Source organism: Qipengyuania benthica, from assembly GCF_030717865.1.
GTDB classification, from domain to species: domain Bacteria; phylum Pseudomonadota; class Alphaproteobacteria; order Sphingomonadales; family Sphingomonadaceae; genus Qipengyuania; species Qipengyuania benthica.
The window spans coordinates 779057-802037 of record NZ_JAVAIL010000001.1; the positions used below are offsets into that span (position 1 = coordinate 779057).

Consider the following 22981-nt stretch of genomic DNA (forward strand, 5'->3'; position numbering starts at 1 on the left):
ATCGTGAGCGGCACTGCAGACTTGCGGCGGCCCGGGGCTCCTTGTCAGCCCTTGCGCTTCTTGCGTGCGGCGTAGCGGGCGTCGCGGGCGGCCTTGCGCTCGGCTTCGGTCGGCTCGGGTTTCTCGCGCTCGGCCTTGGCGGCGGCGCGCTTTTCCTGTTCGATCCGCTGCGCTTCCTCTCGCTGCTGCTTGACCGCTTCGCGCTTGGCAGCGGCCTTGGCATCGCGCGCCTGCTGGCGTTCGATGCGGGCGGCGACTTCGGCTTCGTCGGGCTTGGGCGCGGCTTTCAGCTTTTCCAGCGCGCTCTTCTTGGCGCGGGCCGAGGCGGCTGCCCGGTCCTGAAACCCCGGATCCTTGAAACCCTTCATTAAAATTCGCTCCTGAATGCAGATGGTTGGATCGGCCTGCTCACCCCCGCGCAAGTCGCGCGAAAAAGATGCCTGTCGGGCTCGTCGGCACCGCCCCTAGGACATTTCGCCGGGAATCGCCATAGCTGTGAACAGTGCCGGTGACGGACCCAGCGCCCGGCGCCTAGTGCGCGGGCTCGAACCACACCGGCGGGTCGCCCGGCTTCCATGGCTCGGCTCGCAGCATGATTGCGTTGAACAGGCGGGATGCGAGGTGATCGTCGAGCCATTTGCGCAGGTGATCGAGCGGCTGCGCGTCGAACCAGCCGCGATCGACCGCCACGAATTGCCGCACGAACGGCAGGATCGCGGCATCGCCGAAGCCGCGCGCCGAGCCGCCAAGCTGGCTCTGCGCCGCCAGCCGCCGGTCGAGCCGCTCGAGAAACTCCAATCCTTCGGCGCGATAGGCCAGAGCGTCGGTGCCATCGCGTTCGGCATATTTGTAGCGGTCGAGCGAGCGCTTGAAGGGTCCGTCGCAGGTGGCGATCAGATCATCGTCCGTGCGCGCCAGCCAGTCTTCGGGGTCGTGCCGCTCCAGCGCCCAGCGCATGATGTCGAGGCTCTCGTCGATCACGGTCCCGTCGATCGCCACCAGAACCGGGACGGTGCCCTTGGGCGAGGCTTCGACCAGGCTGGCGGGCTTGTCGCGCAGCCGCACCTCGCGCAATTCGCAGCGCGCTCCGCTCACCGCCAGCGCCAGCCGCGCGCGCATCGCATAGGGACAGCGGCGGAAGCTGTAGAGCACGGGATCGGCCATCTTGCTCACCGGGCCTGCCCGCCGGTGCCGCGCGACCTGGCTTTCCCGGCAGCCGCAGCGGCGAGCTGCGCCTGCCGGCGGCGCTCGCGCAAGGCGCTGCGCTGTTCCTCGCTGCGTTCGCCGTGGCATGCGGTGCAGCTCACGCTTTCCTCGTAGAGCGGTGCGGCACGATCCTGCGCGCTGATCGGGCGACCGCAGGCGGCGCAGGCTTCGTGGCTGCCCGCCGTCAGACCATGACCGATCGCCACCCGCCGATCGAAGACGTAGCACTCGCCCTGCCACAGGCTGTCCGCTGCGGGCACCTGCTCGAGATAGGCGAGGATGCCGCCCTTCAGATGATAGACCTCCTCGACGCCCTCCTGCCTGAGGAAGGCGGTGGATTTCTCGCAGCGAATCCCGCCGGTGCAGAACATGGCGACCTTAGACTGGCGACCCGCACCCAGCAATTCCTCGCGTTTGCCGCGAAACCACGCCGGAAACTCGCGAAAGCTGCGCGTCGCGGGATCGATCGCGCCGTCGAAACTGCCGATCGCCACTTCGTAGTCGTTGCGCGTGTCGATCACGATGGTGTCGGGGTCGGCGATCAGCGTGTTCCAGTCCTGTGGTTCCACATAGGTCCCGGCATTCGCCCGCGGATCGAGCGCAGGCTCGCCCATGGTGACGATCTCGGCTTTGATCCGAACCTTCATCCGCTCGAAGGGCAACGTGTCGGCGCTCGACAGCTTGATGTCGAGTTCGGCGCAATCGGGGAGGGTGCGGATATGGTCGAGCACGAGGGCGATGCCGTCCGGCGCTCCGGCGATGGTGCCGTTGATGCCCTCGGTCGCCAGCAGCAGCGTGCCGCGGACGCCGTTTTCGTCGCAGAGCCGCTGGAGCGAATGGCGCAGCTCTTCGCAGTCTTCGAACCGGGCGAAGCGGTAGAGCGCGGCGACGCAGGTGGGGGAGGGGGCGGGAGCTGAAATTGCCATCCGGCGCGCCATAGCGGCTGGCCGCCGATCCGTCAGTATCGAAACCTGATGGCGCGGCGTAAAGGACGGCAAGCGCTCGCATGACAAGCCGCGCGGGCGTTGCTATCGGGCCGCGATGCTCAATTTGAATGGAATCACGGTCCGCCTCGGCGGCAACGCCGTCCTCGATGGTGCCAGCGCGGCGCTGCCTACCGGCGCGCGTGTCGGCCTCGTCGGGCGCAATGGCGCGGGCAAGTCGACGCTGATGCGGGTGCTCACCGGGCAGATCGAACCGGACGATGGCGAGATCGAGATGCCCAAGAGGGCGCGGTTGGGCTATCTGGCGCAGGAAGCGCCGGGCGGGTCGCAAACCCCCTTCGAGACGGTGCTCGACGCCGATCTGGAGCGCACCCGGCTGCTCGCCGAGGCCGAGGGTTTGACCGATGCCGAGCGGCTGGCGGATATTCACGAGCGACTGAACGCGATCGATGCCCATGCCGCGCCTGCGCGCGCCGCGAAGATCCTGGTCGGGCTGGGGTTCGACGAAGAGATGCAGGCGCGCCCGCTCGACAGTTTCTCGGGCGGCTGGCGGATGCGCGTCGCGCTGGCCGCGCTGCTGTTCTCCGACCCCGACCTGCTGCTGCTCGACGAGCCCTCGAACCACCTCGACCTCGAAGCGACGCTGTGGCTCGAGAGCTTCCTCAAGGCCTATCGCGGCACCATGCTGGTGGTCAGCCACGAGCGCGACCTGCTCAACAATGTGGTCGATCACGTGCTCCATCTCGATCACGGGCAGACCACGCTCTACCAGGGCGGCTACGATGCCTTCGAGCGTCAGCGCAGCGAGCGCATGGCCCAAGCCGAAGCGACGCGCGAGAAGCAGCTGGCGCAGCGCGCCAAGCTGCAGAGCTTCGTCGATCGCTGGGGCGCCAAGGCGCATACCGCGCGCCAGGCGCAGAGCCGGATGAAGGCGCTGGCGCGGATGGAGCCGGTTGCTGCGGCGCTGGAAGATCCCAGCCTGTCGTTCGATTTTCCCAGCCCCAACGAGATGCGCCCGCCGCTGATGGTGATCGAGGGCGCGGCGGTCGGCTACGTCGAGGGGCAGCCGATCCTGCGCGGGCTCGACATGCGGATCGATCCCGACGACCGGATCGCGCTGCTGGGGCGCAACGGCAATGGCAAGACCACGCTGGCGCGGCTGCTCGCGGGCCAGCTCGCGCCGATGGCGGGCGAGATCGTCGCGGGGGGCAAGCTGCGGGTGGGCTATTTCACCCAGTATCAGGTCGAGGAACTCGACGGCAGCGATACCCCGCTGCAGCACATGGCGCGGCTGATGCCCGATGCGCCGCCCAAGATCGTGCGTGCGCAGCTCGGCCGCTTCGGCTTCTCGGGCGAGCGGGCGATGCGCGAGGTCGGCAAGATGTCGGGCGGCGAGCGGGCGCGGTTGGCGCTGGCGCTGGTCACCCGCGATGCGCCGCATATGCTGATCCTCGACGAGCCGACCAACCATCTCGATGTCGATGCGCGCGAGGCGCTGGTGCAGGCGCTGGGCGCCTATGACGGTGCGGTGGTGGTGGTCAGCCACGATCGCCACATGCTCGAGCTGACCGCCGACCGGTTGATGCTGGTCGATGGCGGCACCGCGACCGAATTCGACGGCAGCCTCGAGGATTACACCGATCTCATTCTGGGGCGCGAAGCCAAGAAGAACCGCAAGCCGGTCGATGCGCCGCAAGTCGGGCGCAAGGAAGCGCGCCGCGCCGCCGCCGAGGCACGCGAACGCACGCAGGGCTGGCGCAAGACCGTCCAGGCAGCCGAGGCCGAGATCGCGAAGCTCGAAGCGCGCAAGACCGAGCTCGACCGCGCGATGTTCGACCCCGGTTCGGCCGCGAAGCAGGACGCCGATCGCAGCATGACCGAACTCATGAAACTGCGCGCCGATGCCGTCGCCGGAATCGAGGCGGCCGAGGCGCGCTGGATCGAGGCATCCGAGGCGATCGAGGGGTCCAGGGCCGCCTGACGTCACGACGCTGACCCGGGCGCCGGGCAGAGCGCCCTTGAAATTGGCGTCCAATGCGTCTAGCTATCGCGACGCGGACCGGGCCCCTCTGGCGTGCACTTCGACAGCGCACGTGATGTCGGACCGCATCGGACAACCGATGCACGCAAAGACCCGGGCTCTCATTCCCCGATTTACCGCTGCATCGCCGTTCGATCACCGAAGCCTCTCTTCAGGAGACTTGCGATGACGAGGAATATGCAGAGCTTTCCCATGCCGCACGCGCCGCGTGAGATGCGCGCATGATCGCGACCGTTCTGATGGTGATCGGCGGGCTGGTCCTGCTCGTCGCCGGCGGCGAACTGCTGGTGCGCGGCGCGGTGGCGCTTGCCGAACGGCTGGGCGTGACGCCGCTGGTGATCGGGCTGGTGATCGTCGGCTTCGGCACTTCCATGCCCGAGCTGGTGACCAGCGTCGAAGCGGCGATGGCGGGCTCTCCGGCTATCGCCTGGGGCAATATCGTCGGCTCGAACATCGCCAACACGCTGCTCATCCTGGGAGCCGCCGCAGTGCTCGCGCCGATCGCGATCCGGCAAGGCGCGGCCTTGCGCGATACCGGAGTGGCACTGGTCGCCACGCTGGCGCTGGCAGGCATTGCCTGGGCGGGTTTCTCCGGGCTGGGGCTGGGTCTTGCGCTGCTCGCATCGCTGATCGTCTATGTCGCCTATTGCTATCGCGAGGAGCGGACGCAAGCGCCAGCGGTGGTCCACAACGCGCCCTACGACCGCTCGCTGGCGCTCGAAATGACCGATCCCACGCTGCACCAGCCAGCCAGCCCGGGCTGGGTGCGTCCGATCCTGCTGACTCTGGCCGGCCTGGCCGTGCTGATTGCCGGAGGCCGGTTGCTGGTGAGCGGAGCGATCGACCTCGCGCAGATGGCGGGACTGAGCGAAACGCTGATCGGGCTGACCATCGTCGCGATCGGAACCTCGCTTCCCGAGCTGGTCACTTCGGTGATTGCGGCGCGCAAGGGCGAGGCCGAAGTCGCCTTCGGCAATGTCGTGGGCTCCAACATCTACAATGTGCTCGGAATCGGCGGGGTGACCATGATGGTCGCACCCGATGCCATTCCGGCCGACCTCCTGCCGTTCGATATCGGCATCATGGCGGCGTCCGCAGTCGCGGTGATGGCGCTGGCGTGGTTCTCGGCCGGCGTCACCCGCCTGGCCGGCATCGGACTGCTGCTGGGGTATGCGGGGTTCATGACCCTGCTGGTGACCACGAGCTAACCGGCGGTTTTTGCCCCTTCGACTTTCAAGCAGCCCAAGGAGAAAGACATGACTACCAGACGACAAATCCTCGGCGGCACCGGCGCGCTGGGCGCGGCGGCGCTGGTCGGCGGCGGCTCGAGCCTCGCCGCCGCTCCCGGAACCCCTCTGCCACCCGCCCCGCCGGCGAGCGAACTCACCCCGGCGCAGGCGCTTCAGCTGCTCCGCGAAGGCAATGCGTCCTTCCTGCGCGGCGAACAGCCCAGCGGGATCAGCAATGCGCAGCGGCGGCTCGAACTGGCGCGCGGTCAGGCGCCCTTCGCAGCCTATGTCACCTGTTCGGACAGCCGGGTGCCGCCCGAATTGCTGTTCGGTCGCGGTCTCGGTGAGCTGTTCATCATCCGCAACGCCGGCAACACCGTCGATACGGTGGCGTTGGGGTCGATCGAATACGCCGTCGCCGTGCTGGAAACCCCCTTGGTGGTCGTGATGGGCCATGAAAGCTGCGGCGCGGTGGCGGCCGCCGCCAAGGTGGTCACCGACAATGCGACCTTCCCGGGATCGATCGGGCGGATGGTCGAACCGATCATCCCGGCTGTGCTCATGGCGCAGGACGAAAAAGGCGATCTGGTCGACAATTCGGTCCGCGCCAATGTGCGCCGCGTGGTGCGGCAATTGCGCGAGCAGACCGATCCGATCATGCTCGATCCACAGCGCGAGGGCCGGCTCTGGGTGGTCGGCGCCTATTACAAGCTCGATACCGGCGAGGTGGACTTCTTCGATCTTCCGTCGGTGGGCTGATCGGGCCCGGTCCGGCGGGGGCCGCGCCTGCCGGACCGGGGCTTCGCTGCGCTTAGGGAGCAACGCGGAGAGGCCAGTCCGAACTGCTTGACTCGATTACAGTGACGAACTTTTTCCTCCATAGCGGAAGCAATGCCTGGAAGATTTCACGCCGCCTCAGATAAGTATCTGTACGGAAAAGGCTTTCCGGGTCGCGCTGTTCCCCGCGCCGGACTGGTCCCGCGCTACTGCTCCGTCCCTCCGCAGCGACTAGCCTAATACTGCTTCCTCGTCCGATCCTTGTCCGATAGGTGGCCCGAATGCCGATACTCCTCGCGCGCGTCGCGGCCGTATTTTCCTGCCTCATGATGGTCGCGTGCTCGAATCCCGAGCCCGAACCGGAACGCGATCCTGTCCCGGTGGTGGCGCAGCCGATCCGGATGCTTCCCGAAACGCTCGAGATCGAGGCGATCGGCTCCGCCCGCGCTTCGACCTCGGCCGAAATCTTCCCCGAGACCGCCGGGCGTGTGACCGCGGTGCTGTTCGCCGCCGGGGATTTCGTCCGCGAAGGCGCGCCGCTGTTGCGGCTCGATGCAAGGCAGGAACAGCTCGCGGTCGATGCAGCGCGGGTGCAGGTCCGCGAAGCCGACCAATTGCTGGGGCGCTATCGCCGGATCGAGGACACCGGCGCAATTTCCGAAAGCCAGATCGAGGCGGGCGAAACGGCGCTGGCCTCCGCGCGTGTGGCCTTGCAACAGGCCGAGACCGCGCTGGCCGACCGGGTCGTCCGCGCGCCGTTTTCCGGCCATGTCGGGCTGACCGATATCGACCGCGGCGACCGGGTCAATGATTCGACCCCGATCACCCAGATAGACCAGCGCGGCACGCTTTATGTCGATTTCCCCGCTCCCGAGTCGGTCTTCAACGCGCTGCGACCGGGGCAGGTGGTGCAGGTCACGCCGTTTTCCGATCCGGCTCGTACCATCGACGCCCGGGTAGTAACGACCGACAGCCGCGTCTCGCAGGACAGCCGCGATTTCATCGTCCGCACCGCGATCCCCAATCCCGACGACCAGCTTAGGCCGGGGATGAGCTTCCGCGTGGTTTTCAGCCGCAATGGCGAAACGCGCGCCGCGGTGCCCGAGCAGGCGATCGTCTGGGGCGGGGAGGGCTCGCATCTGTTCGTCGTTCGCGATGGCAAGGCCAGCCGGGTCCCCGTGACGATCACTGCCCGCCGCGAGGGGCTGGTGTTCGTCGATGGGCGCGTGAATGCCAGCGACCGGGTGATCGTCGAAGGCGTCCAGAAGGTCCGCGAGGGGCAGGAGATCAGACTGGTCCAGCCTCGCGGCGCACCGGCGCAGGATGTCCGCATCGCTCCCTCGCAAGCGGCAGCGGATGGAGAATAGAACCGATCTTCCGATGCTGGCGGTCAAGCGGCCGCTGCTGATCGGCGTGCTCAACCTGCTGATCGTGATCGCGGGTATCGCCGCGCTCATGGGGGTGGAGGTGCGCGAGCTGCCCAATGTCGATCGCCCGATCGTCTCGGTGACCGCGAGCCTGCCCGGCGCCGCGCCCGAAACGATGGATTCCGAGGTGACCAGCCTGCTCGAGGATGCAGTCGCTCGGGTATCGGGTGTGCGCCAGATCAGCGCCTCGAGCGAGGAGAACAATTCGCGCATCCGGGTCGAGTTCAACCCCGGCGTCGATCTCGACACCGCTGCATCGGACGTGCGCGAGGCGGTCAGCCGGGTCACGCGCGAACTGCCCGATCGGGTCGAGCAGGTCACCGTGGTCAAGGCCGATCAGGATGCGCAGCCGATCATGACGCTGGCGGTGCTCTCGACCCGCTACGACCAGGCCGAACTGACCCGCATCGTCGAGAACGACATCATCCCCGAACTGCTGACCGCCGAGGGCGTCGCGAGCATCGAGGAATTCGGCACGAGGGCCCGGCAGATGCGCGTGTCGGTGGATCCCGCGCGGCTCAATCGCTTCGGGCTGACCATCGCCGATGTGGCGGAGGCGCTCGAGAGCGCCCCCTACGACGTACCGGTGGGGTCGTTCCGCTCCGATGCGCAGGAACTGGTGGTCCGCGCCGAAGCGAGCGCGATCAGCCCCGAGCTGATCGAGAACGTCATCGTCTCGGGCTCCACCCGCATCGGCGATGTCGCCCGCGCCGGTTTCGCGCCCGCCAACGCCACCAATTTCGTCCGCCTCGACGGGCAGCCGATCATCGGTCTGGGCGTGGTCCGGCAGGCGAGTTCGAACACGATCGAGATATCGAGCGCGATCCGCGACGGGGTCGAGCGCATCAATGAGCGCTTCGACGGGCTCAGCATCGAAGTCGTCTCCGACGATGCGCAATTCATCCGCATTTCGGTGCGCGAGGTGTTGATCACGCTGGGCTTCACCATCGCGGTGGTGATCGGGACCATGCTGGTGTTCTTCCGCGCGCTGCGCCCGACGATCGTGCCGAGCGCGACCATCCCGGTGGCGCTGGTCGGTGTGGTCGCGGCGATCTGGGCGATGGGCTTTTCGGTCAATCTGCTCACGCTGCTGGCGCTGGTGCTCGCCACCGGACTGATCGTCGACGATGCGATTGTGGTGCTGGAGAATGCGCAACGCTTGCAGAACAAGGGGCTGGGCCGCCGCGCCGCCGCGGTGGTCGGCACCAGGCAGGTGTTCTTCGCGGTCGTCGCGACCACTGCGGTGCTGGTCTCGGTGTTCGTGCCCATCGGCTTCCTGCCCTCGGAAGTCGGGCGGCTGTTCCGCGAATTCGGGCTGGTGCTGGCGATCGCGGTGATCATCTCCTCCTTCGTGGCGCTGTCGCTGGTGCCCGCGCTCGCCGCGCGCTTCGACCTCACCAGCGAGAAGCAGGATGCGGGTCGTCTCGCGCGATGGGGCGGCAAGGCGAGCGGCTGGTATTCCGCGCAATTGCGCCGCTGCCTCGATCGCCCGCGGCTGGTCGGGATCGTCTCGGTGGTGCTCGCAGCGCTGGCGGGGACGCTCTATTTCCAGCTCGACAACGAGCTGGTCCCCGACGAGGATCGCGGCGTGATCACCGTCGATGCGACCGGGCCGGACGGGGTCGGGATCGCCTTCATGGATGGCGAACTCGACGAGGTCGAGCGGGTGCTGCAGCCCTATCTCGACAGCGGGGAGATCGAGAGCACCTTCTCGATCGTCGGGCGCTACGATCCCAACCGTGTCCGCGTCACCGCGCAGCTGGCGGATTGGGACGAGCGTGATCGCAGCCAGACGGCGATCGTCGAGGAGCTCAACCCGCCGCTGCAGGAGATCCCCGGCTCGCGTACCAACGCACGCGGGCGCGGAACGCTCAGCTTCGGCGGTGGCGGCGAGGGGATCGAGGTCGCGCTGACCGGGGCGGAATACGCTGAAATCTTCGAATCGGCACAGGCGCTCGCATCCGCGATCGACACGCAATCGACGATTCTCTCCAATGCCGAGATTTCCTACCAGCCGACCCAGCCGCAGCTCTCGGTGCGGGTCGATCGCCAGCGCGCCTCGGACCTCGGAGTCGATCTCGGCGATCTCGCGTTGACGCTGCGCGCGATGGTCGGGGGCGACGATCTGGTCGATCTCAACGTCGGCGATCAGGCGGTCCCGATCTTCCTCACCGCGCAGGCGGTGGCGATCACCAGTCCCAACGACCTGCGCAATCTCTACGTTCGCGGCGCGGGCGATGCGCTGATCCCGCTGTCGAGCGTTACCGTGATCGAAGAGCAGGGGATCGCAGCCGAACTCGACCGCACCGAGCAGCGCCGCGCGATCGAGGTCAGCGCCAACATCGATGCGGGAACCCCATTGCGCGATGCGGTGGTCGAGATCGAACGGCTCGCAGCGGAAACGGTCGCCCCGGGCATAGACATGCTTTTGCAGGGCGATGCCGAGAGTCTCGAGGAGACCTCGAACGATCTGCTGCTGACCTATCTGTTCGCGCTGGTGATCGTGTTCCTGGTGCTGGTGGCGCAGTTCGAAAGCCTTACCAGCGCGCTGGTGGTGCTGTTGACCGTGCCCTTCGCGCTGGCGGCGGCGGTGTTCGCGCTGTTCCTGTCCGGCGTTTCGCTCAATATCTACTCGCAGATCGGGCTGGTGATGCTGATCGGACTGATGGCCAAGAACGGCATTCTGATGGTCGAGTTCGCCGATCAGCTGCGCCATCAGGGGCGCAACGTCCGCGAGGCGGCGGAGGAAGCGGCGGCGATCCGCCTGCGCCCGATCGCGATGACGCTGATTTCGACCGTGCTGGGCGCGGTGCCGCTGATCCTAGCAGGCGGGGCGGGCGCCGAGGCGCGCCAGTCGATCGGCTGGGTGATCTTCGGCGGACTGGGGCTGGCGGGCGTGTTCACGCTGTTCCTGACCCCGGTGATCTATCTGGCGGTCGCGCGGTTCGGCAAGCCGCGCAGCGTCGATCTGGCGCGGCTCCGCGAGGAGATCGACGAGGTCGACGAAGACATGACGATGGCTCCCGCCTGATGCGTCGGCTTGCGTTCCTCGCCGCTCCCGCGTTGCTCGGCGGCTGCGCCACGATCACGCCCGAGCCCGTCGCGCCCGTGGTGATGGCTCCCGCCAGCTATGCGACCGATCTGCCCCAGGCGGGGCTCGACCAAGAGTGGTGGCGCGGCTTCGACGATCCGGTGCTCGATGCACTGATCGAACGCGGGCTCGCCGCCAATCTGGATGTCGAAGCCGCCGCAGACCGGTTGCGCGCCGCCGAAGCGCTGCTGCGCGCCGAACGGTCGGACCGCTTGCCGTCGCTCGACGGGGCGGGCGATGCCGGGCTGGTGCTGGGGTCGGACAATGATGTGCTGACATCGGCCGGGCTGTTCGGCCTGCTCGATCTCGATCTCAACGGTCGGCTGGCGGCTGAAATCCGCGCGGCGGCAGCCGACTACGCCGAGGCCGATTATCTGGTCGCGGACCGGCGCCGGCTGGTCGCCGCGGCGATCGCCAGCCAGTATCTCGAATATCGCCGCAGCGGTGCACAGCTCGAGCTGGTCGACGAATCCACCGATCTGCAGGAGCAGACGCTACGGATCGTCACGCTGCGGTTCGAGGCGGGACTATCCGCCAATCTCGATGTCCGCCGCGCCGCGGCCGATCTGGCGCAGACTCGCGCGCGGCGCGGGCTGATCGCGATCGCGCGCGCCGATGCCGCCAATGCGCTGGCGGTGCTGATCGCCGAGCCGCCGGGGAGCTTCGCGCCGCCGCCGTCGCGCGACGAGACGCCGATCCCCGATTACGGCGCGGGGCCGCCAAGCGGGGTTCCTGCCGACCTGCTCCGCCGCCGGACCGATATCCTCGCCGCCGAGGCGCGGCTGGTGGGCGCCGCCGCCGCGATCGGGATCGAGCGCGCCGATCTGCGCCCGTCGCTGACGATTCCGGGCAGCCTGGTGCTGGGCAATGGCTCGCTGAGCGGGCTGTTCTCCGATTTCCTGCTGACGCTGGGCGCCGCGATCGACCTGCCGCTGTTCGATGGCGGTCGCCGCCGCGCGGAGGTCGACGCGGCGCAGGCACTGGCGGATGCGCGGCTGGCGGAATACCGCAACACCTTCCTCGTCGCGCTGGCCGAGGTGGAGAATGCGCTGGTCGCGATCGAGGCCTACCGCCTGCGAATCGCCGCGCTGACCGAGGCGATCGAGCAGAGCGAGACCGCGCTGTCGCAATCCAACGCACTCTACCGCGAAGGGCTGGCCTCGCTGTTCGACGTGCTGGATGCGCAGCGCCAGCTGATCGCCAGTCGCCAGTCGCTGATCGACAGCGAGGCGGCGCTGTCGAGCTCCTTCGTGGCGTTCCATGCTGCGGTGGGGTCGGAGGGTTACGGCCGTGCCGGGGAACTGCCCGAGGAGGGCTGATTCGATCGACACTCCACAGGCGTAAACAGTCGAAGCGTTTCTCGCGCGACACTGTTGAATATGTCGAACGGGCGATGGACAGGCCGCGCGTACGCTCGCACAGGGCTGCGCATGGCTATCGTCGCAACCATCATGAACAGCGCCACCGGGCGTCCCATCCAGACCATGAGCTTCGGGCGGATGCCCAAGCCCTGGGCGAGCTTCAACCTGGCAAGCGGGGAGCTGGTGACCGCCGAGCGGATCGATGTCGGCAAGCCGGCGCCGGGCAAGTTTGCGGCCCCGATCGATATCTGGGTGACGCCGAAGAAAACCGACGACTGATCAGCGCCGCTTGGTCAGCGCCGGGTCAGCCGGACCAGTACCTGATCCAGCGCCTGCAGGAAGTTCGAGCGGTCGGTCTTGCCGAACGGCGGCGGGCCGCCGAGCTGTTCGCCCCCGGCGCGCAGGTCGGCCATCAGCGCCCGCGTCGCGATCGCCCCGCCGATCGAATCCTGGGTGAAGGGCTTGCCATTGGGCGCGAGCACCGCGGCGCCCGCTTCCAGACAGCGCCCGGCGAGCAAGATGTCCGAGGTCACGACCACGCTGTCGGCACCCGCATGCTCGGCGATCCAGTCGTCCGCGGCATCGAAGCCGTCGCTGACCATCACCCGCTCGATCGACGGATCCTCGGGTATCCGCAGCCAGGCATTGCTGACCACCGTCACCCCGGCGCGGTGGCGCTTGGCCACCTTGTAGATCTCGTCCTTGACCGGGCAGGCGTCGGCATCGACCAGCACGCGCAGACTCACGGATTGCGGTCTTTGTTACCCTTGGGTTTCACCGTAGCGCCGCCGCTGGTCTTCACCGGACCGGTCCGGGAATCATTGGGGCGGGGGCCCTTGTTGCCCTTGTAGCCGCCGCCCTTGGGTCCACCCTTGTAGCCGCCGCCACCACCGCCACCGCCGCCCTTGGGGCCGAAGGAATTGGGCTTCTTGCCGCGATGGTGCGGCTTGGCGGGCTTGCCGCCGGCGGTGCGATGGACGCGCGCGGATTCGCGCGGCGCCTCGGAGGCTTCGATGCGGACGCTGTCTTCCTCGCTCTCGTCCTTGGCGGTGCGGACCAGCGAATCGGCGAAGCGTTCGGAAATGGCGCGCGGGACCTGGAAATAGGTTTCGTTGCCGCCGATCCGGATCGCGCCCACTTCGTTGCGGGTGATATGACCGCGGCGGCACAGCAGGGGCAGGATCCAGCGCGGATCGGCGTTCTGGCTGCGCCCGATGTCCATCTTGAACCAGACCGTATCCTCGAAGCCGGGGCGGTGGCGTTCCTTCTGCGCGGCCTGACGCGCCTCGGGCGTGTTGGGGATCATCTCCTCGGGCTGCGGCATCGCGGCGCGGTGCGCGCGGACCAGCGCCGCGGCGATATCCTCGGGGGAACGCTCGCTCATCAGCCGCTCTGCCAGCTTGCGGTCCTCGTCCTCGAATTCGACCGGCTCGAGCAGCGCGCCGAGCAGCCGCTCGCGATCCTGCGCGCGGATGCTCTCGGGGGTGGGAGCATCGATCCACTGGGCATCGATCTTGGCGCCGCGCAGCATCGATTCCACCCGCTTGCGGCGCGGGTAGGGGACGATGAGCACCGCGGTGCCCTTCTTGCCTGCGCGCCCGGTGCGGCCCGAACGGTGCTGGAGCGTTTCGGCATCGCGCGGGATCTCGACGTGAATCACCAGGCTGACGCTGGGAAGATCGATCCCGCGCGAGGCGACATCGGTGGCGACGCAGACCCGCGCACGACGATCGCGCAGCGCCTGCAGCGCCTGGTTGCGTTCGGATTGGGAATGTTCGCCCGAAAGCGCGACCACGCCGAAGCCGCGTTCCTGCAGCGTGGCGTGGAGACGGCGGACGTTGTCGCGCGTGGCGCAGAACAGGATCGCGGTTTCAGCTTCGTGGAAGCGCAGCAGATTGATCGTCGCCGCCTCGATCTCGGCGGGCGACACGGTCACCGCCTGGAAGGCGATGTCGCCATGGCCACGCTGGTCTCCGGCAGTGGCGATCCGCACCGCATCCTGCTGGTAACGCTTGGCCAGCGTGACGATGGGCTTGGGCATGGTCGCCGAGAACAGCAGCGTGCGGCGACCGGCGGGGGTCGCATCGAGAATCTCCTCGAGATCTTCGCGAAAGCCCATGTCGAGCATCTCGTCGGCCTCGTCGAGCACGGCGGTGTGGAGCTGCGACAGATCGAGCGGGCCGCGCTCGAGATGGTCGCGCAGCCGCCCCGGGGTGCCGACGACGATATGCGCGCCATCGCGCAACGCGCGGCGTTCCTTGGACGCGTCCATCCCGCCGACGCAGGTGGCGATCCGCGCGCCGGTGCCGGCATAGAGCCAGCCGAGTTCGCGGCTGACCTGCAGCGCGAGTTCGCGGGTCGGGGCGATCACCAGCACCAGCGGCAGTTCGGTCGCGGTGTTGAAGCGGTCGAGCAATTGCTCCGCCAGCGCCAGCCCGAAGGCCACAGTCTTGCCCGAACCGGTCTGCGCGGAGACGACGAGATCGCGGCCTGCGGCTTCGGGCGCGAGCACCGCGGCCTGGACTTCGGTGGGTTTTTCATAGCCGCGTTCGGCCAGCGCGGTGGCCAGGACGGGCGGAAGATTGGAAAAGGTCATCATGCTCACGGGGATGGGCCAGGTCGCGGGAGGCGGGCCGGCAGGATTGAGGGGTTTTGCGGCGAAGCGCAGAGGCTTCGGCCAGCGCAGCCATTGCCGCGCGGTCCATCGCCTTGTTCTGGGGGCGGGCCTATACAGCAAAGGGGCCGCTTTGGCTTCAACTGTTTTTGACGACCGGTTGGGGGCAACCGTGGAAGGGCCGGATCGGTCCGATCGGCCGGAAAGGGACACCCAGCCCGACGAGCGGGGCAGGGGTCCGATCACCGCTTGCCGGGCGGTGCTCAGGCGTCCGCGTTTGCCGCCTGCGCTGCGGCGATCAACTCGTTGTCGATGGCTTTGGCGCGGCTGTAGGCCGCGCGCTCGCGCAGCCGGCCCGCATAGGCTTCGAAGGCGGGGTTCGCAGGCAGCGAGCCGAAGGACAGCCCCCAGTCGACCTGCGCGCCGACATAGACATCCGCCGCGGTGAAGCGGGTGCCGCAGACATAATCGCGGTCCGCCAGCCAGTCAGCGAGAACGCCGACCGCCAGCTCGAATTGGCCGTAGCCGACCATCCGCTGCTTGTCCGCGGGGGCTTCCCAGCCCATCGAGCGGTTGGTGATCGCCTGTTCGAGCGGTCCGGCGGCGAAGAACAGCCAGCGATAATAGTCGGCGCGTTCGTCTGCGGCGGGGGCAAGTTCCGCCTCGGGAAAGGCTTCAGCCAAATAGGCGCAGATCGCGGCGCATTCGGTCACGGTCCGGCCTTCGTGGACGATGGCAGGCACCTTGCCCATCGGATTGACCGCGCGATATTCGGGGCCCTTCATTGCGTCGCCATACTCGACCAGGCGCTGTTCGTAGGGCGCGCCGGTCTCCTCGAGCATCCAGCGCGCGATCTGCCCGCGCGACATCGGATTGGTGTAGAAAATCAGTTCGGCCATGCCATCCTCCCGGCGAGTCGCGACATGAGGAACATAGCATGAACCGGCAAGCGGTCCATGCGCATTCGCCATCCGGGCGCGATGGGGCTATTCCGCAGGCTCGACCACCGCCAGCACGGTTTCGACCTGCACCTGCGCGCCTTCGCTGGCGGAGAGCTCGGTCACCCTCCCGTCGAAGGGCGCGGTCAGCGCATGCTCCATCTTCATTGCCTCGAGCACCAGCAGCCGGTCGCCCTTCTTGACCGCATCGCCTTCGGCGACATCGACCGCGATCACCTTGCCCGGCATCGGCGCGACGATGGCGCCGTCACCTGCGGCGGCCGCGCCGGAGCCGCGCGTCGCCAGCCCGAATTCATGCGCCTGACCTTCGTGGAACACCACCACCCGGTCGGCATCGGCAAAGCCGGTGAGCGGTTCGAACGGCGCCTGCCCGGCGGGATCGACCACCTGGCTTTCGCCATCGCGGCTCAGCGCGACCGAGAGCCGCGGAGCGCGGTTGAGGCGGAAGCCGGCGAGCGGATCGCGATAGGCGCCCGCCGAGAGCAACACGAGTTCGGCGGCGGCGGCGCGGACCGAGGGGTCGGGCTCGCCATCGGCGATCAGCGCCTCGCCCTTGCGCTCGATGAACCCGGTGTCGAGCCGCGCGGAGGCGAAATCGTCGTCGCCCAGCGCATTGGCGAGAAAAGCGGCGTTGGTGCGGACCGGCCAGATCTCGACCCCGTCGGCCATCGCCAGCAGCGTGTCGATGGCATCGTCGCGGGTCTCGCCCCAGGCGACCAGCTTGGCGACCATCGGGTCGTAGAAGGGGGAGATCGTGTCGCCCTGTTCGACCCCGGTTTCGATCCGGCCCGCGCGGCCCAGATCGAGATGGTCGAGCCGTCCGGTGCTCGGCAGGAAGCCCCGGGCCGGGTCCTCGGCATAGAGTCGCGCCTCGATCGCATGGCCCTCGATGGAAAGCTCGTCCTGCGCCAGCGGGATCGGTTCGCCGCTCGCCACCCGAAGCTGCCATTCGACCAGATCGACCCCGGTGATCTCCTCGGTCACCGGATGCTCGACCTGCAGCCTTGTGTTCATTTCCATGAAGAAGATGCAATCGGCGCGCAGGCCTTCGCTCGCATCGGCGATGAATTCGATCGTGCCCGCGCCCTCGTAGTCCACCGCCTTCGCGGCGCGGACCGCGGCGGCGCAGATCGCATCGCGGGTCGCTTCGTCCATACCGGGGGCGGGGGCTTCCTCGATCACCTTCTGGTGGCGCCGCTGGAGCGAGCAGTCGCGCTCGAACAGGTGGACGACGTTGCCGTGGCTATCGCCGAACACCTGCACCTCGATATGGCGCGGGCTGGTGATCCACTTCTCGAGCAGGACCTCGTCGTTGGAGAAGCTGGCCTTCGCCTCGCGGCGGCAGCTGTCGAGCAGTTCGGCAAAGGCGGCGGGGTCGTCGACCTTGCGCATCCCCTTGCCGCCGCCGCCCGCGACCGCCTTGATCAGCACCGGGTAGCCGATTGCCTCGGCCTCTCGCGCGAGCCGCTCGACCGACTGGTCCTCGCCCTCATAGCCCGGGGTCACCGGGACCCCGGCGGCGCGCATCAGTTTCTTGGCGGCGTCCTTGAGGCCCATCGCGCTGATGCTGGCGGGCCTGGGGCCGACCCAGATCAGCCCGGCGTCGATCACCGCCTGCGCAAATGCGGCGTTCTCCGACAGGAAGCCGTAGCCCGGGTGGATCGCCTCGGCACCGCTGGCCTTGGCCGCGGCGATGATCGTCTCGCCGCGCAGATAGCTCTCGGCGGCGGGGGAGGGGCCGATATTCACCGCCTCGTCGGCCTGGCGGACGTGCAGCGCGTTCGCATCGGCGTCGGAATGGACCGCGACGGTGGCGATCCCCATCTCGCGCGCGGTGCGGATGATGCGGCAGGCGATTTCGCCGCGATTGGCGATGAGGAGCTTGGTGATCATGCCAGCGCGCTAGCCGCCCCATGACCGCGCATCAAGCTACCAGCCCGCGACGGGGCGAAAGTCGTGCCGCGTCCAGGTGATCGGCACGCTTGGCCCGGCTGGGCGATTGACCAGCGCCTGTCCGAAGCCGCGGATCACGTGCCACAGTTTCTCGTAGCCCGGCACCACCACCCGCCGGTCCCATGCCAATTGCCCCCGATCCAGCACCTTGCGCCCGATCGCGCCGTAGATATTGGCCGCCGAGAGCACCGCCCAGCGCTTGCGGAAGCCCAGCTTCTTCGCGCCCAGCCGCGCCGCCGCCTCGTATGTTTCCATCATCCCGATCAGCCGCGGCATCAGGCTGGCGAGCACGAAGCGGTTGTGCGGCTTGGCGTGTTCGCCGGGAGCGAAATCCTTCTCCGCCAGCCATTCGGCGGGCAGATAGCAGCGCCCGGCCGCGTCGTCCTCGACGATATCGCGTGCGATATTGGCGATCTGGAAGGCGAGCCCGAGATCGCAGGCGCGGTCGAGCGTCTCGCCATCGTCCTCTGGCACGCCCATCAGTCGCGCCATCATGATCCCGACCGCGCCGGCGACATGATAGCAATAGCGCAGCATGTCGCGCTCGTTCTTGGGGGTGAAGCCGCCCGCGTCGAGCGCAAAGCCGGAGATCACGTCGCCCGCCATTTCGGGGGAGAGATTGCATTCGTCCGCCACCAGCCCGAAGCCGTCGAAGGCCGGGTCGGCGGTCGGCTGTTCCTCGAGGGCGCGGCGGGTGAGCACGCGAATGGCCTGGACCCGGTCCTCGGCGCTCTTGGGATTGCCCTGATCGCCTAGCGGGCCACCCATCTCCTGATTGTCGGCGATGTCGTCGCAGCGGCGGCACCAGGCGTAGAGCAGCCATGCGCGCTCGCGGGTGCGGCGGTCGAACAGCTTGGAAGCGGCGGCGAAGCTGTGGGAGCCTTCCTCGATCGCAGCGCGCGCTTGCCGCACCAGCGACGCGCGATTGCGCCCGCCGCCGGCCACTGCGGGGGTGCTGCGCATGTAGCTCGATGGAGCGAGAGGGCGTTGTTTGCTCAAAACCTGGCTCTGGCTAAAGATTGGCGGCGGTCATCTGGAAGATCGGCGTGTGCGGTTGATAGCGTTCCATCCTGTCGAGCAATCCGTCCAACGTCTCGTCGGCGATCATGATCCCCTGATGCGCGGGGCGGATGAAGCCGACCTCGGCCATGTGGCGGTTGAAGGCGAGCAGATGGTCGAAGAAGCCGAAGGCGTTGAGCAGACCGACCGGGTTGTCGTGATAGCCCAGCTGCGCCCAGCTGATCGCTTCCCACAATTCGTCCATTGTCCCCACCCCGCCCGGAATGGTGATGAAACCGTCGGAGAGATCGGTGAAGCGCTGCTTGCGCTCGTGCATTCCCGAGACGGTGTGCAACTGCGTACAATCGTGATTGGCGACCTCGGAACTGGCGAGTGCCTCGGGGATGATCCCGATCACCTCGCCCCCGGCGTCGAGCGCGCCCTTGGCGACCGCGCCCATCAGCCCGAGCCGACCGCCGCCATAGACGACTCCGATCCCGCGCAACGCGAGCCCTTCGCCGACCGCGCGGGCGAGTTCCATGTAGCACGGGTCCTTCGGCGTCGCCGATCCGCAGTAAACGGCAAGTCTCTTCACGCGTGCGTCGCTCCGACCAGATCTTCGATCATCAGCCCGGCGGTCGCCTTGGCGCTGCCGACCACCCCGGGAATGCCCGCACCCGGATGGGTTCCGGCGCCGACGAGGAAGAAATTGCCGATCACGTCGTCGCGGTTGTGACCGCGGAACCAGGCGCTCTGGGTGAGCAGCGGCTCGAGGCTGAAAGCGCTGCCCAGATGCGCGTTGAGATCCTGCGAGAAATCGCGCGGGCTATAATGGAACTTGGTCACGATCCGCTCGTGGATATCGGGAATATCCAGCCGCCTACCGACCTCGTCGAGCACGCGCTTCTCGAGCAGCGGACCGGTTTCTTCCCAGTCGACCGCCAGCTTGCCGGCATGCGCAACCGGGACCAGCGCGTAGAAGGTGCTCTTGCCCTCGGGCGCGACGCTGGGATCGGTCACGCTGGGGTGGTGCAGATAGACCGAGAAATCGGCGGGCAGCACGCCGTGCTTGTAGATGTCGTCGACCAGCCCTTTGTAGCGCGGGCCGAACAGGATCATGTGGTGCGGGATGTGGGGGAAGCTCCCCTCGAGCCCGAAATGGACCACGAACAGGCTGGGCGAGAACTTCTTGCGCGCCAGCTTCTTGGCGTAGCTCGCGCCGCGCCCGTTCCCGCTCAGCAGGTCCTTGTAGCTGTGCATGATGTCGGCATTGCTGGCGACCGCATCGAACCGCTGGCGGAAGCCCGATTTGGTTTCGACTTCGGTCGCCACCGTGCCCAGCGTGTGGACCTGAACCACCGGATCGCCCAGCCGTACGGTTCCGCCCAGCCGCTCGAAATGACGCGCCATCCCGGCGATCAACTGGTTGGTGCCGCCGCGCGCCCACCACACGCCGCCGTCTTTCTCGAGCTTGTGGATCAGCGCGTAGATCGCGCTGGTCTTCATCGGGCTGCCGCCGACCAGCAGCGTGTGGAAGCTGAACGCTTCGCGCAGCTTCTCGTCTTCGATGAAGTGGCTGACCATCGAATAGACGCTGCGCCACGCCTGCTTGCGCGCCAGCGCGGGCGCGGCCTTGAGCATCGATTTGAAATCGAGGAAGGGCACGTGGCCCAGCTTGACGTAGCCCTCCTCGTAGACCTCGGCGGAATATTTGAGGAAGCGCTGGTAGCCCGCGACATCGGTGGGGTTGATCCGCGCGATCTCGTCGAACAATTGCTCTTCGTCGTTGGAATAGTCGAACTGCGTCCCATCGGGCCAGGTCAGCCGGTAGAAGGGCATGACCTTCATCAGATCGACGTCCGCAGCCATGTCGTGCCCCGACAGCGCCCACAATTCGCGCAGGCAGTCGGGATCGGTGATGACGGTCGGCCCGGCGTCGAAGGTGAAGCCCTCGCGCTCGAAGACATAGGCGCGGCCGCCGGGCTTGTCGCGCGATTCGATCACCGTGGTGGCGACCCCCGCGGACTGGAGGCGGATGGCCAGCGCCAGCCCCCCGAAGCCCGCGCCGATCACGCAGGCGGTCCTGCCGGTCGGTGCGCTCTGCACCGGATCGGGGGCGATATCGTGGGGTGTCGCGTTCATTGCTGACGTCCTTGGACGAGCGGCCTGCCTTTGCCAAGCAGCGCGGCGATGGCCCGGGGGATGGAGACGGGCGGCTTGCCCGTCAGGATGCGCAAACCGTCGAGCCGGGTCGAGCGCGCGGCGTAGAAGCGTTCGATCAATGGTTCGGGGAGGCGATAGAAGCGCTCGAAGACCTTGTAGCGCAGCTCGGGTTCGGCGGCCTCGAACAGCATCTTGCCCAGCAGACGGTAGAAGCGGGTGGCACGCCAGTGCTCCTGCGCCCGGCGATCGACGAAGCGCGCCAGGTCCTCGCCCGTGCGATCCGAATTGCGGGCGATGGCGAGCGTGCTGGCGACCGCGATCGGCAGCGTATAGCTGGTCAGCGGGTGAGTGAAGCCGCCGCGCGCGCCGGCCAGCGCCACCCCGGGCACCGCCAGGCTGCGGCGATAGGCGACGAAATCGCCCCCGGTCACGACGGGGAGGACGCCGGTTTCCTCGGATACGGTCTCGCCGCTCCAGCCGTGCGCCGCGCAATAGGCGGCGATCCGCTCAGAAAGCAGCGCCCGGTCGAGCCGGGGTTCGTCGGCATAGTAGGTGTCCTCGACGAAGATATCCTGCGGCCCCAGGGGCAGGACATAGACGAAGCGGTAGGCGCCCGGCTGTTCGACACTCGCGTCCATGATCACCGGCCATATCACTCCGTGCGGACTGTCGCAGCGCAGGTGGCGGCCCATGAACAGCTGCCAGCCGCCGGTTAGATGCGGGGAGGGTACGGCGTTGCGGCAGTCGATCACGCTTGCCGCGCGCAGCTGGCCGCCGCCGGCGAGTTCGACGCCGGTTTCGGACAGCCGCTCGACCCGCGTTCCCGCCATGATCGACTCCTGCGGCAACAGGCGGCGCAGCGTGGCGTCGAAATCTCTGCTGGCGAGCGAGCGGTATTCGCCCGCCAACCGACGTCCGTAGGCAGGAAAGCGGACCCGGTTGCCCTCGGGCCAGACCGTCTGCGGAAAAGACGCCAGCAGCGCGTCGCCCTCGGAATCGAGATCGCCCGCGAACCAGCTCCAGCGGTGATTGCCGCCGAAACTGCCTCCTGTTTCGATCAGCGCGATCCGCTTGTCGGGCCGGGCGCGATGAATGGCGAGGGCGATCAGCCCCCCGGCCAGTCCGCCCCCGACCACGGCGATATCGAGAGGGTGCCCGCTCATTGCCGCTTTGCTCTAGGTAGCAACGCGGAGTTGGGCAATGCGAAGGAATGCAAGGGCCATTGAACGCGCGGGAACATGCAGGCCAGCAGCCCGTTGTGATTTGAAATTCATTTTGAGGGAAATCATGAAAACATTCGCTGCTGGCCTGATGGTCGCCGGAACAGTGCTCACTGCCGCCCCGCTCGCCGCTCAGAGCGCCAGTACGCCCGGCGTTCGCGCCGACGCGGTCGAATTGCCGGAGGACACCGTGTTCGACGGCGACTACCTCACGGTTGGCGTCGGCGTCGGATATAGCGCCAGCTATTCGGGTTCGGACGATTACCGTAGCTTCGTCCTGCCGATCGTCCAGGGGTCGCTGGCGGGGATCGATATCAGTCCGCGCCCGGCGGGGGTCGCGCTCGATTTCATTCCCGATCCCGACGAGGGCGTGGCCTTCTCTCTCGGGCCGGTGATCAAGCTCAACCGCGACCGGGCCGATCTCGACGGCATCAAGGATCCGGTGGTCGAGGCCTATGGCGAGCTGGATACCGCGATCGAGGTCGGCCCCAGCGCCGGGGTCAGTTTTCCGCAACTGCTCAGTCCGTTCGACAGCCTCAGCTTCTCGGTCGATGCCGCATGGGATGTGGCGGGCGCGCATGACGGGATGTCGGTGAGCCCCTCGATCACCTATTTCACCCCGCTGAGCCGCGCGATCGCGGTCTCGCTGTCGCTGAGCACCAAATATATCGACGACGATTATGCCGATTATTATTATTCGGTCCCCGTCACCAACGCCGCGCTACCCGCCGCCGATGTCCTGCCGGGGTTCGAGGCGGATGGCGGGTTCGAAAGCGCGGGCGTCAATGTGCTGTTGGCCTTCGATCTCAACGGGGACGTCACCGATGGCGGGCTCGCGCTGATCGGGCTGGGCGGCTATTCGCGGATGCTCGGCGATGCCAAGGATTCGCCCTTCACCAGCATTCGCGGCGAGGCCGACCAGTTCCTCGGGGCAGTCGGGATCGGCTACACCTTCTGACCTTGTCCGGCCGCGGTTGAACGAAGAAAGGGCGGCTCA

The 22981-nt window shown here is 67.6% G+C and carries 19 protein-coding genes; 8 read left to right on the top strand and 11 right to left on the bottom strand.

The annotated features are described in order from the left end of the window. Nucleotides 1-44: 44 nt before the first annotated feature. The 3 genes from Q9K01_RS03985 to trhO form a co-directional block, all read right to left on the bottom strand. Nucleotides 45-368 (bottom strand): DUF6481 family protein, encoded by a 324-nt coding sequence (locus tag Q9K01_RS03985; RefSeq protein WP_305928900.1) that lies wholly within the window; start codon nucleotides 366-368, stop codon nucleotides 45-47. A gap of 163 nt (nucleotides 369-531) precedes the next feature. Beyond that, nucleotides 532-1164 carry a glutathione S-transferase gene (locus Q9K01_RS03990; protein ID WP_305929173.1) on the bottom strand — a complete coding sequence of 211 codons (633 nt, stop codon included), beginning with the start codon at nucleotides 1162-1164 and terminating at the stop codon, nucleotides 532-534. 5 nt (nucleotides 1165-1169) lie between these two features. Beyond that, the gene (gene trhO / locus Q9K01_RS03995) at nucleotides 1170-2132 is read right to left on the bottom strand and encodes an oxygen-dependent tRNA uridine(34) hydroxylase TrhO (protein WP_305928901.1); all 963 of its coding nucleotides are present in this window, start codon (nucleotides 2130-2132) and stop codon (nucleotides 1170-1172) included. A 115-nt stretch (nucleotides 2133-2247) separates the two neighbouring features. On the opposite strand from trhO, the gene Q9K01_RS04000 reads away from it, so the two are divergent. The 7 genes from Q9K01_RS04000 to Q9K01_RS04030 all read left to right on the top strand — a co-directional run bounded on the left by Q9K01_RS04000 (nucleotide 2248) and on the right by Q9K01_RS04030 (nucleotide 12355). Further along, nucleotides 2248-4131, top strand: a complete 1884-nt coding sequence (locus tag Q9K01_RS04000) for an ABC-F family ATP-binding cassette domain-containing protein (RefSeq protein ID WP_305928902.1) — start codon at nucleotides 2248-2250, stop codon at nucleotides 4129-4131. 281 nt (nucleotides 4132-4412) lie between these two features. Next, the gene (locus tag Q9K01_RS04005; RefSeq protein ID WP_305928903.1) at nucleotides 4413-5399 is read left to right on the top strand and encodes a calcium/sodium antiporter; all 987 of its coding nucleotides are present in this window, start codon (nucleotides 4413-4415) and stop codon (nucleotides 5397-5399) included. Nucleotides 5400-5447: 48 nt separating this feature from the next. Beyond that, nucleotides 5448-6179, top strand: a complete 732-nt coding sequence (locus Q9K01_RS04010) for a carbonic anhydrase (RefSeq protein WP_305928904.1) — start codon at nucleotides 5448-5450, stop codon at nucleotides 6177-6179. Between the two features lie 299 nt (nucleotides 6180-6478). Then, nucleotides 6479-7564 (top strand): efflux RND transporter periplasmic adaptor subunit, encoded by a 1086-nt coding sequence (locus Q9K01_RS04015; RefSeq protein WP_305928905.1) that lies wholly within the window; start codon nucleotides 6479-6481, stop codon nucleotides 7562-7564. After that, the gene (locus tag Q9K01_RS04020) at nucleotides 7554-10655 is read left to right on the top strand and encodes an efflux RND transporter permease subunit (RefSeq protein WP_305928906.1); all 3102 of its coding nucleotides are present in this window, start codon (nucleotides 7554-7556) and stop codon (nucleotides 10653-10655) included. The genes Q9K01_RS04015 and Q9K01_RS04020 overlap by 11 nt, the downstream gene beginning before the upstream one ends. Next, nucleotides 10655-12034, top strand: a complete 1380-nt coding sequence (locus Q9K01_RS04025) for an efflux transporter outer membrane subunit (protein ID WP_305928907.1) — start codon at nucleotides 10655-10657, stop codon at nucleotides 12032-12034. Before Q9K01_RS04020 ends, Q9K01_RS04025 begins: the two co-directional genes overlap by 1 nt. A gap of 111 nt (nucleotides 12035-12145) precedes the next feature. Next, nucleotides 12146-12355 (top strand): hypothetical protein, encoded by a 210-nt coding sequence (locus tag Q9K01_RS04030; RefSeq protein ID WP_305928908.1) that lies wholly within the window; start codon nucleotides 12146-12148, stop codon nucleotides 12353-12355. A 14-nt stretch (nucleotides 12356-12369) separates the two neighbouring features. Here Q9K01_RS04030 and Q9K01_RS04035 read toward each other — a convergent pair whose 3' ends face one another. From Q9K01_RS04035 to crtY, 8 genes are all read right to left on the bottom strand, one after another. Further along, nucleotides 12370-12816, bottom strand: a complete 447-nt coding sequence (locus Q9K01_RS04035) for a YaiI/YqxD family protein (protein WP_305929174.1) — start codon at nucleotides 12814-12816, stop codon at nucleotides 12370-12372. 2 nt (nucleotides 12817-12818) lie between these two features. Beyond that, nucleotides 12819-14672: a DEAD/DEAH box helicase gene (locus Q9K01_RS04040; protein WP_305929175.1), complete on the bottom strand. Its 1854-nt coding sequence runs from the start codon at nucleotides 14670-14672 to the stop codon at nucleotides 12819-12821. A gap of 281 nt (nucleotides 14673-14953) precedes the next feature. Further along, nucleotides 14954-15589, bottom strand: a complete 636-nt coding sequence (locus tag Q9K01_RS04045; protein WP_305928909.1) for a glutathione S-transferase family protein — start codon at nucleotides 15587-15589, stop codon at nucleotides 14954-14956. Nucleotides 15590-15676: 87 nt separating this feature from the next. Next, nucleotides 15677-17542: an ATP-binding protein gene (locus tag Q9K01_RS04050; protein WP_305928910.1), complete on the bottom strand. Its 1866-nt coding sequence runs from the start codon at nucleotides 17540-17542 to the stop codon at nucleotides 15677-15679. A 36-nt stretch (nucleotides 17543-17578) separates the two neighbouring features. Then, nucleotides 17579-18565 (bottom strand): phytoene/squalene synthase family protein, encoded by a 987-nt coding sequence (locus Q9K01_RS04055; RefSeq protein ID WP_305928911.1) that lies wholly within the window; start codon nucleotides 18563-18565, stop codon nucleotides 17579-17581. A 49-nt stretch (nucleotides 18566-18614) separates the two neighbouring features. Next, nucleotides 18615-19196 carry an LOG family protein gene (locus tag Q9K01_RS04060; protein WP_305928912.1) on the bottom strand — a complete coding sequence of 194 codons (582 nt, stop codon included), beginning with the start codon at nucleotides 19194-19196 and terminating at the stop codon, nucleotides 18615-18617. Further along, a complete protein-coding gene (locus tag Q9K01_RS04065) occupies nucleotides 19193-20743 on the bottom strand; it encodes a phytoene desaturase (RefSeq protein ID WP_305928913.1) in 1551 nt (516 codons plus the stop codon). Before Q9K01_RS04065 ends, Q9K01_RS04060 begins: the two co-directional genes overlap by 4 nt. Next, nucleotides 20740-21927 (bottom strand): lycopene beta-cyclase CrtY, encoded by a 1188-nt coding sequence (gene crtY, locus Q9K01_RS04070; RefSeq protein WP_305928914.1) that lies wholly within the window; start codon nucleotides 21925-21927, stop codon nucleotides 20740-20742. Before crtY ends, Q9K01_RS04065 begins: the two co-directional genes overlap by 4 nt. A 124-nt stretch (nucleotides 21928-22051) precedes the next feature. Here crtY and Q9K01_RS04075 point away from each other — a divergent pair, with 124 nt between their 5' ends. Continuing rightward, nucleotides 22052-22942 carry a MipA/OmpV family protein gene (locus Q9K01_RS04075; RefSeq protein WP_305928915.1) on the top strand — a complete coding sequence of 297 codons (891 nt, stop codon included), beginning with the start codon at nucleotides 22052-22054 and terminating at the stop codon, nucleotides 22940-22942. The last annotated feature ends 39 nt before the right edge of the window (nucleotides 22943-22981 follow it).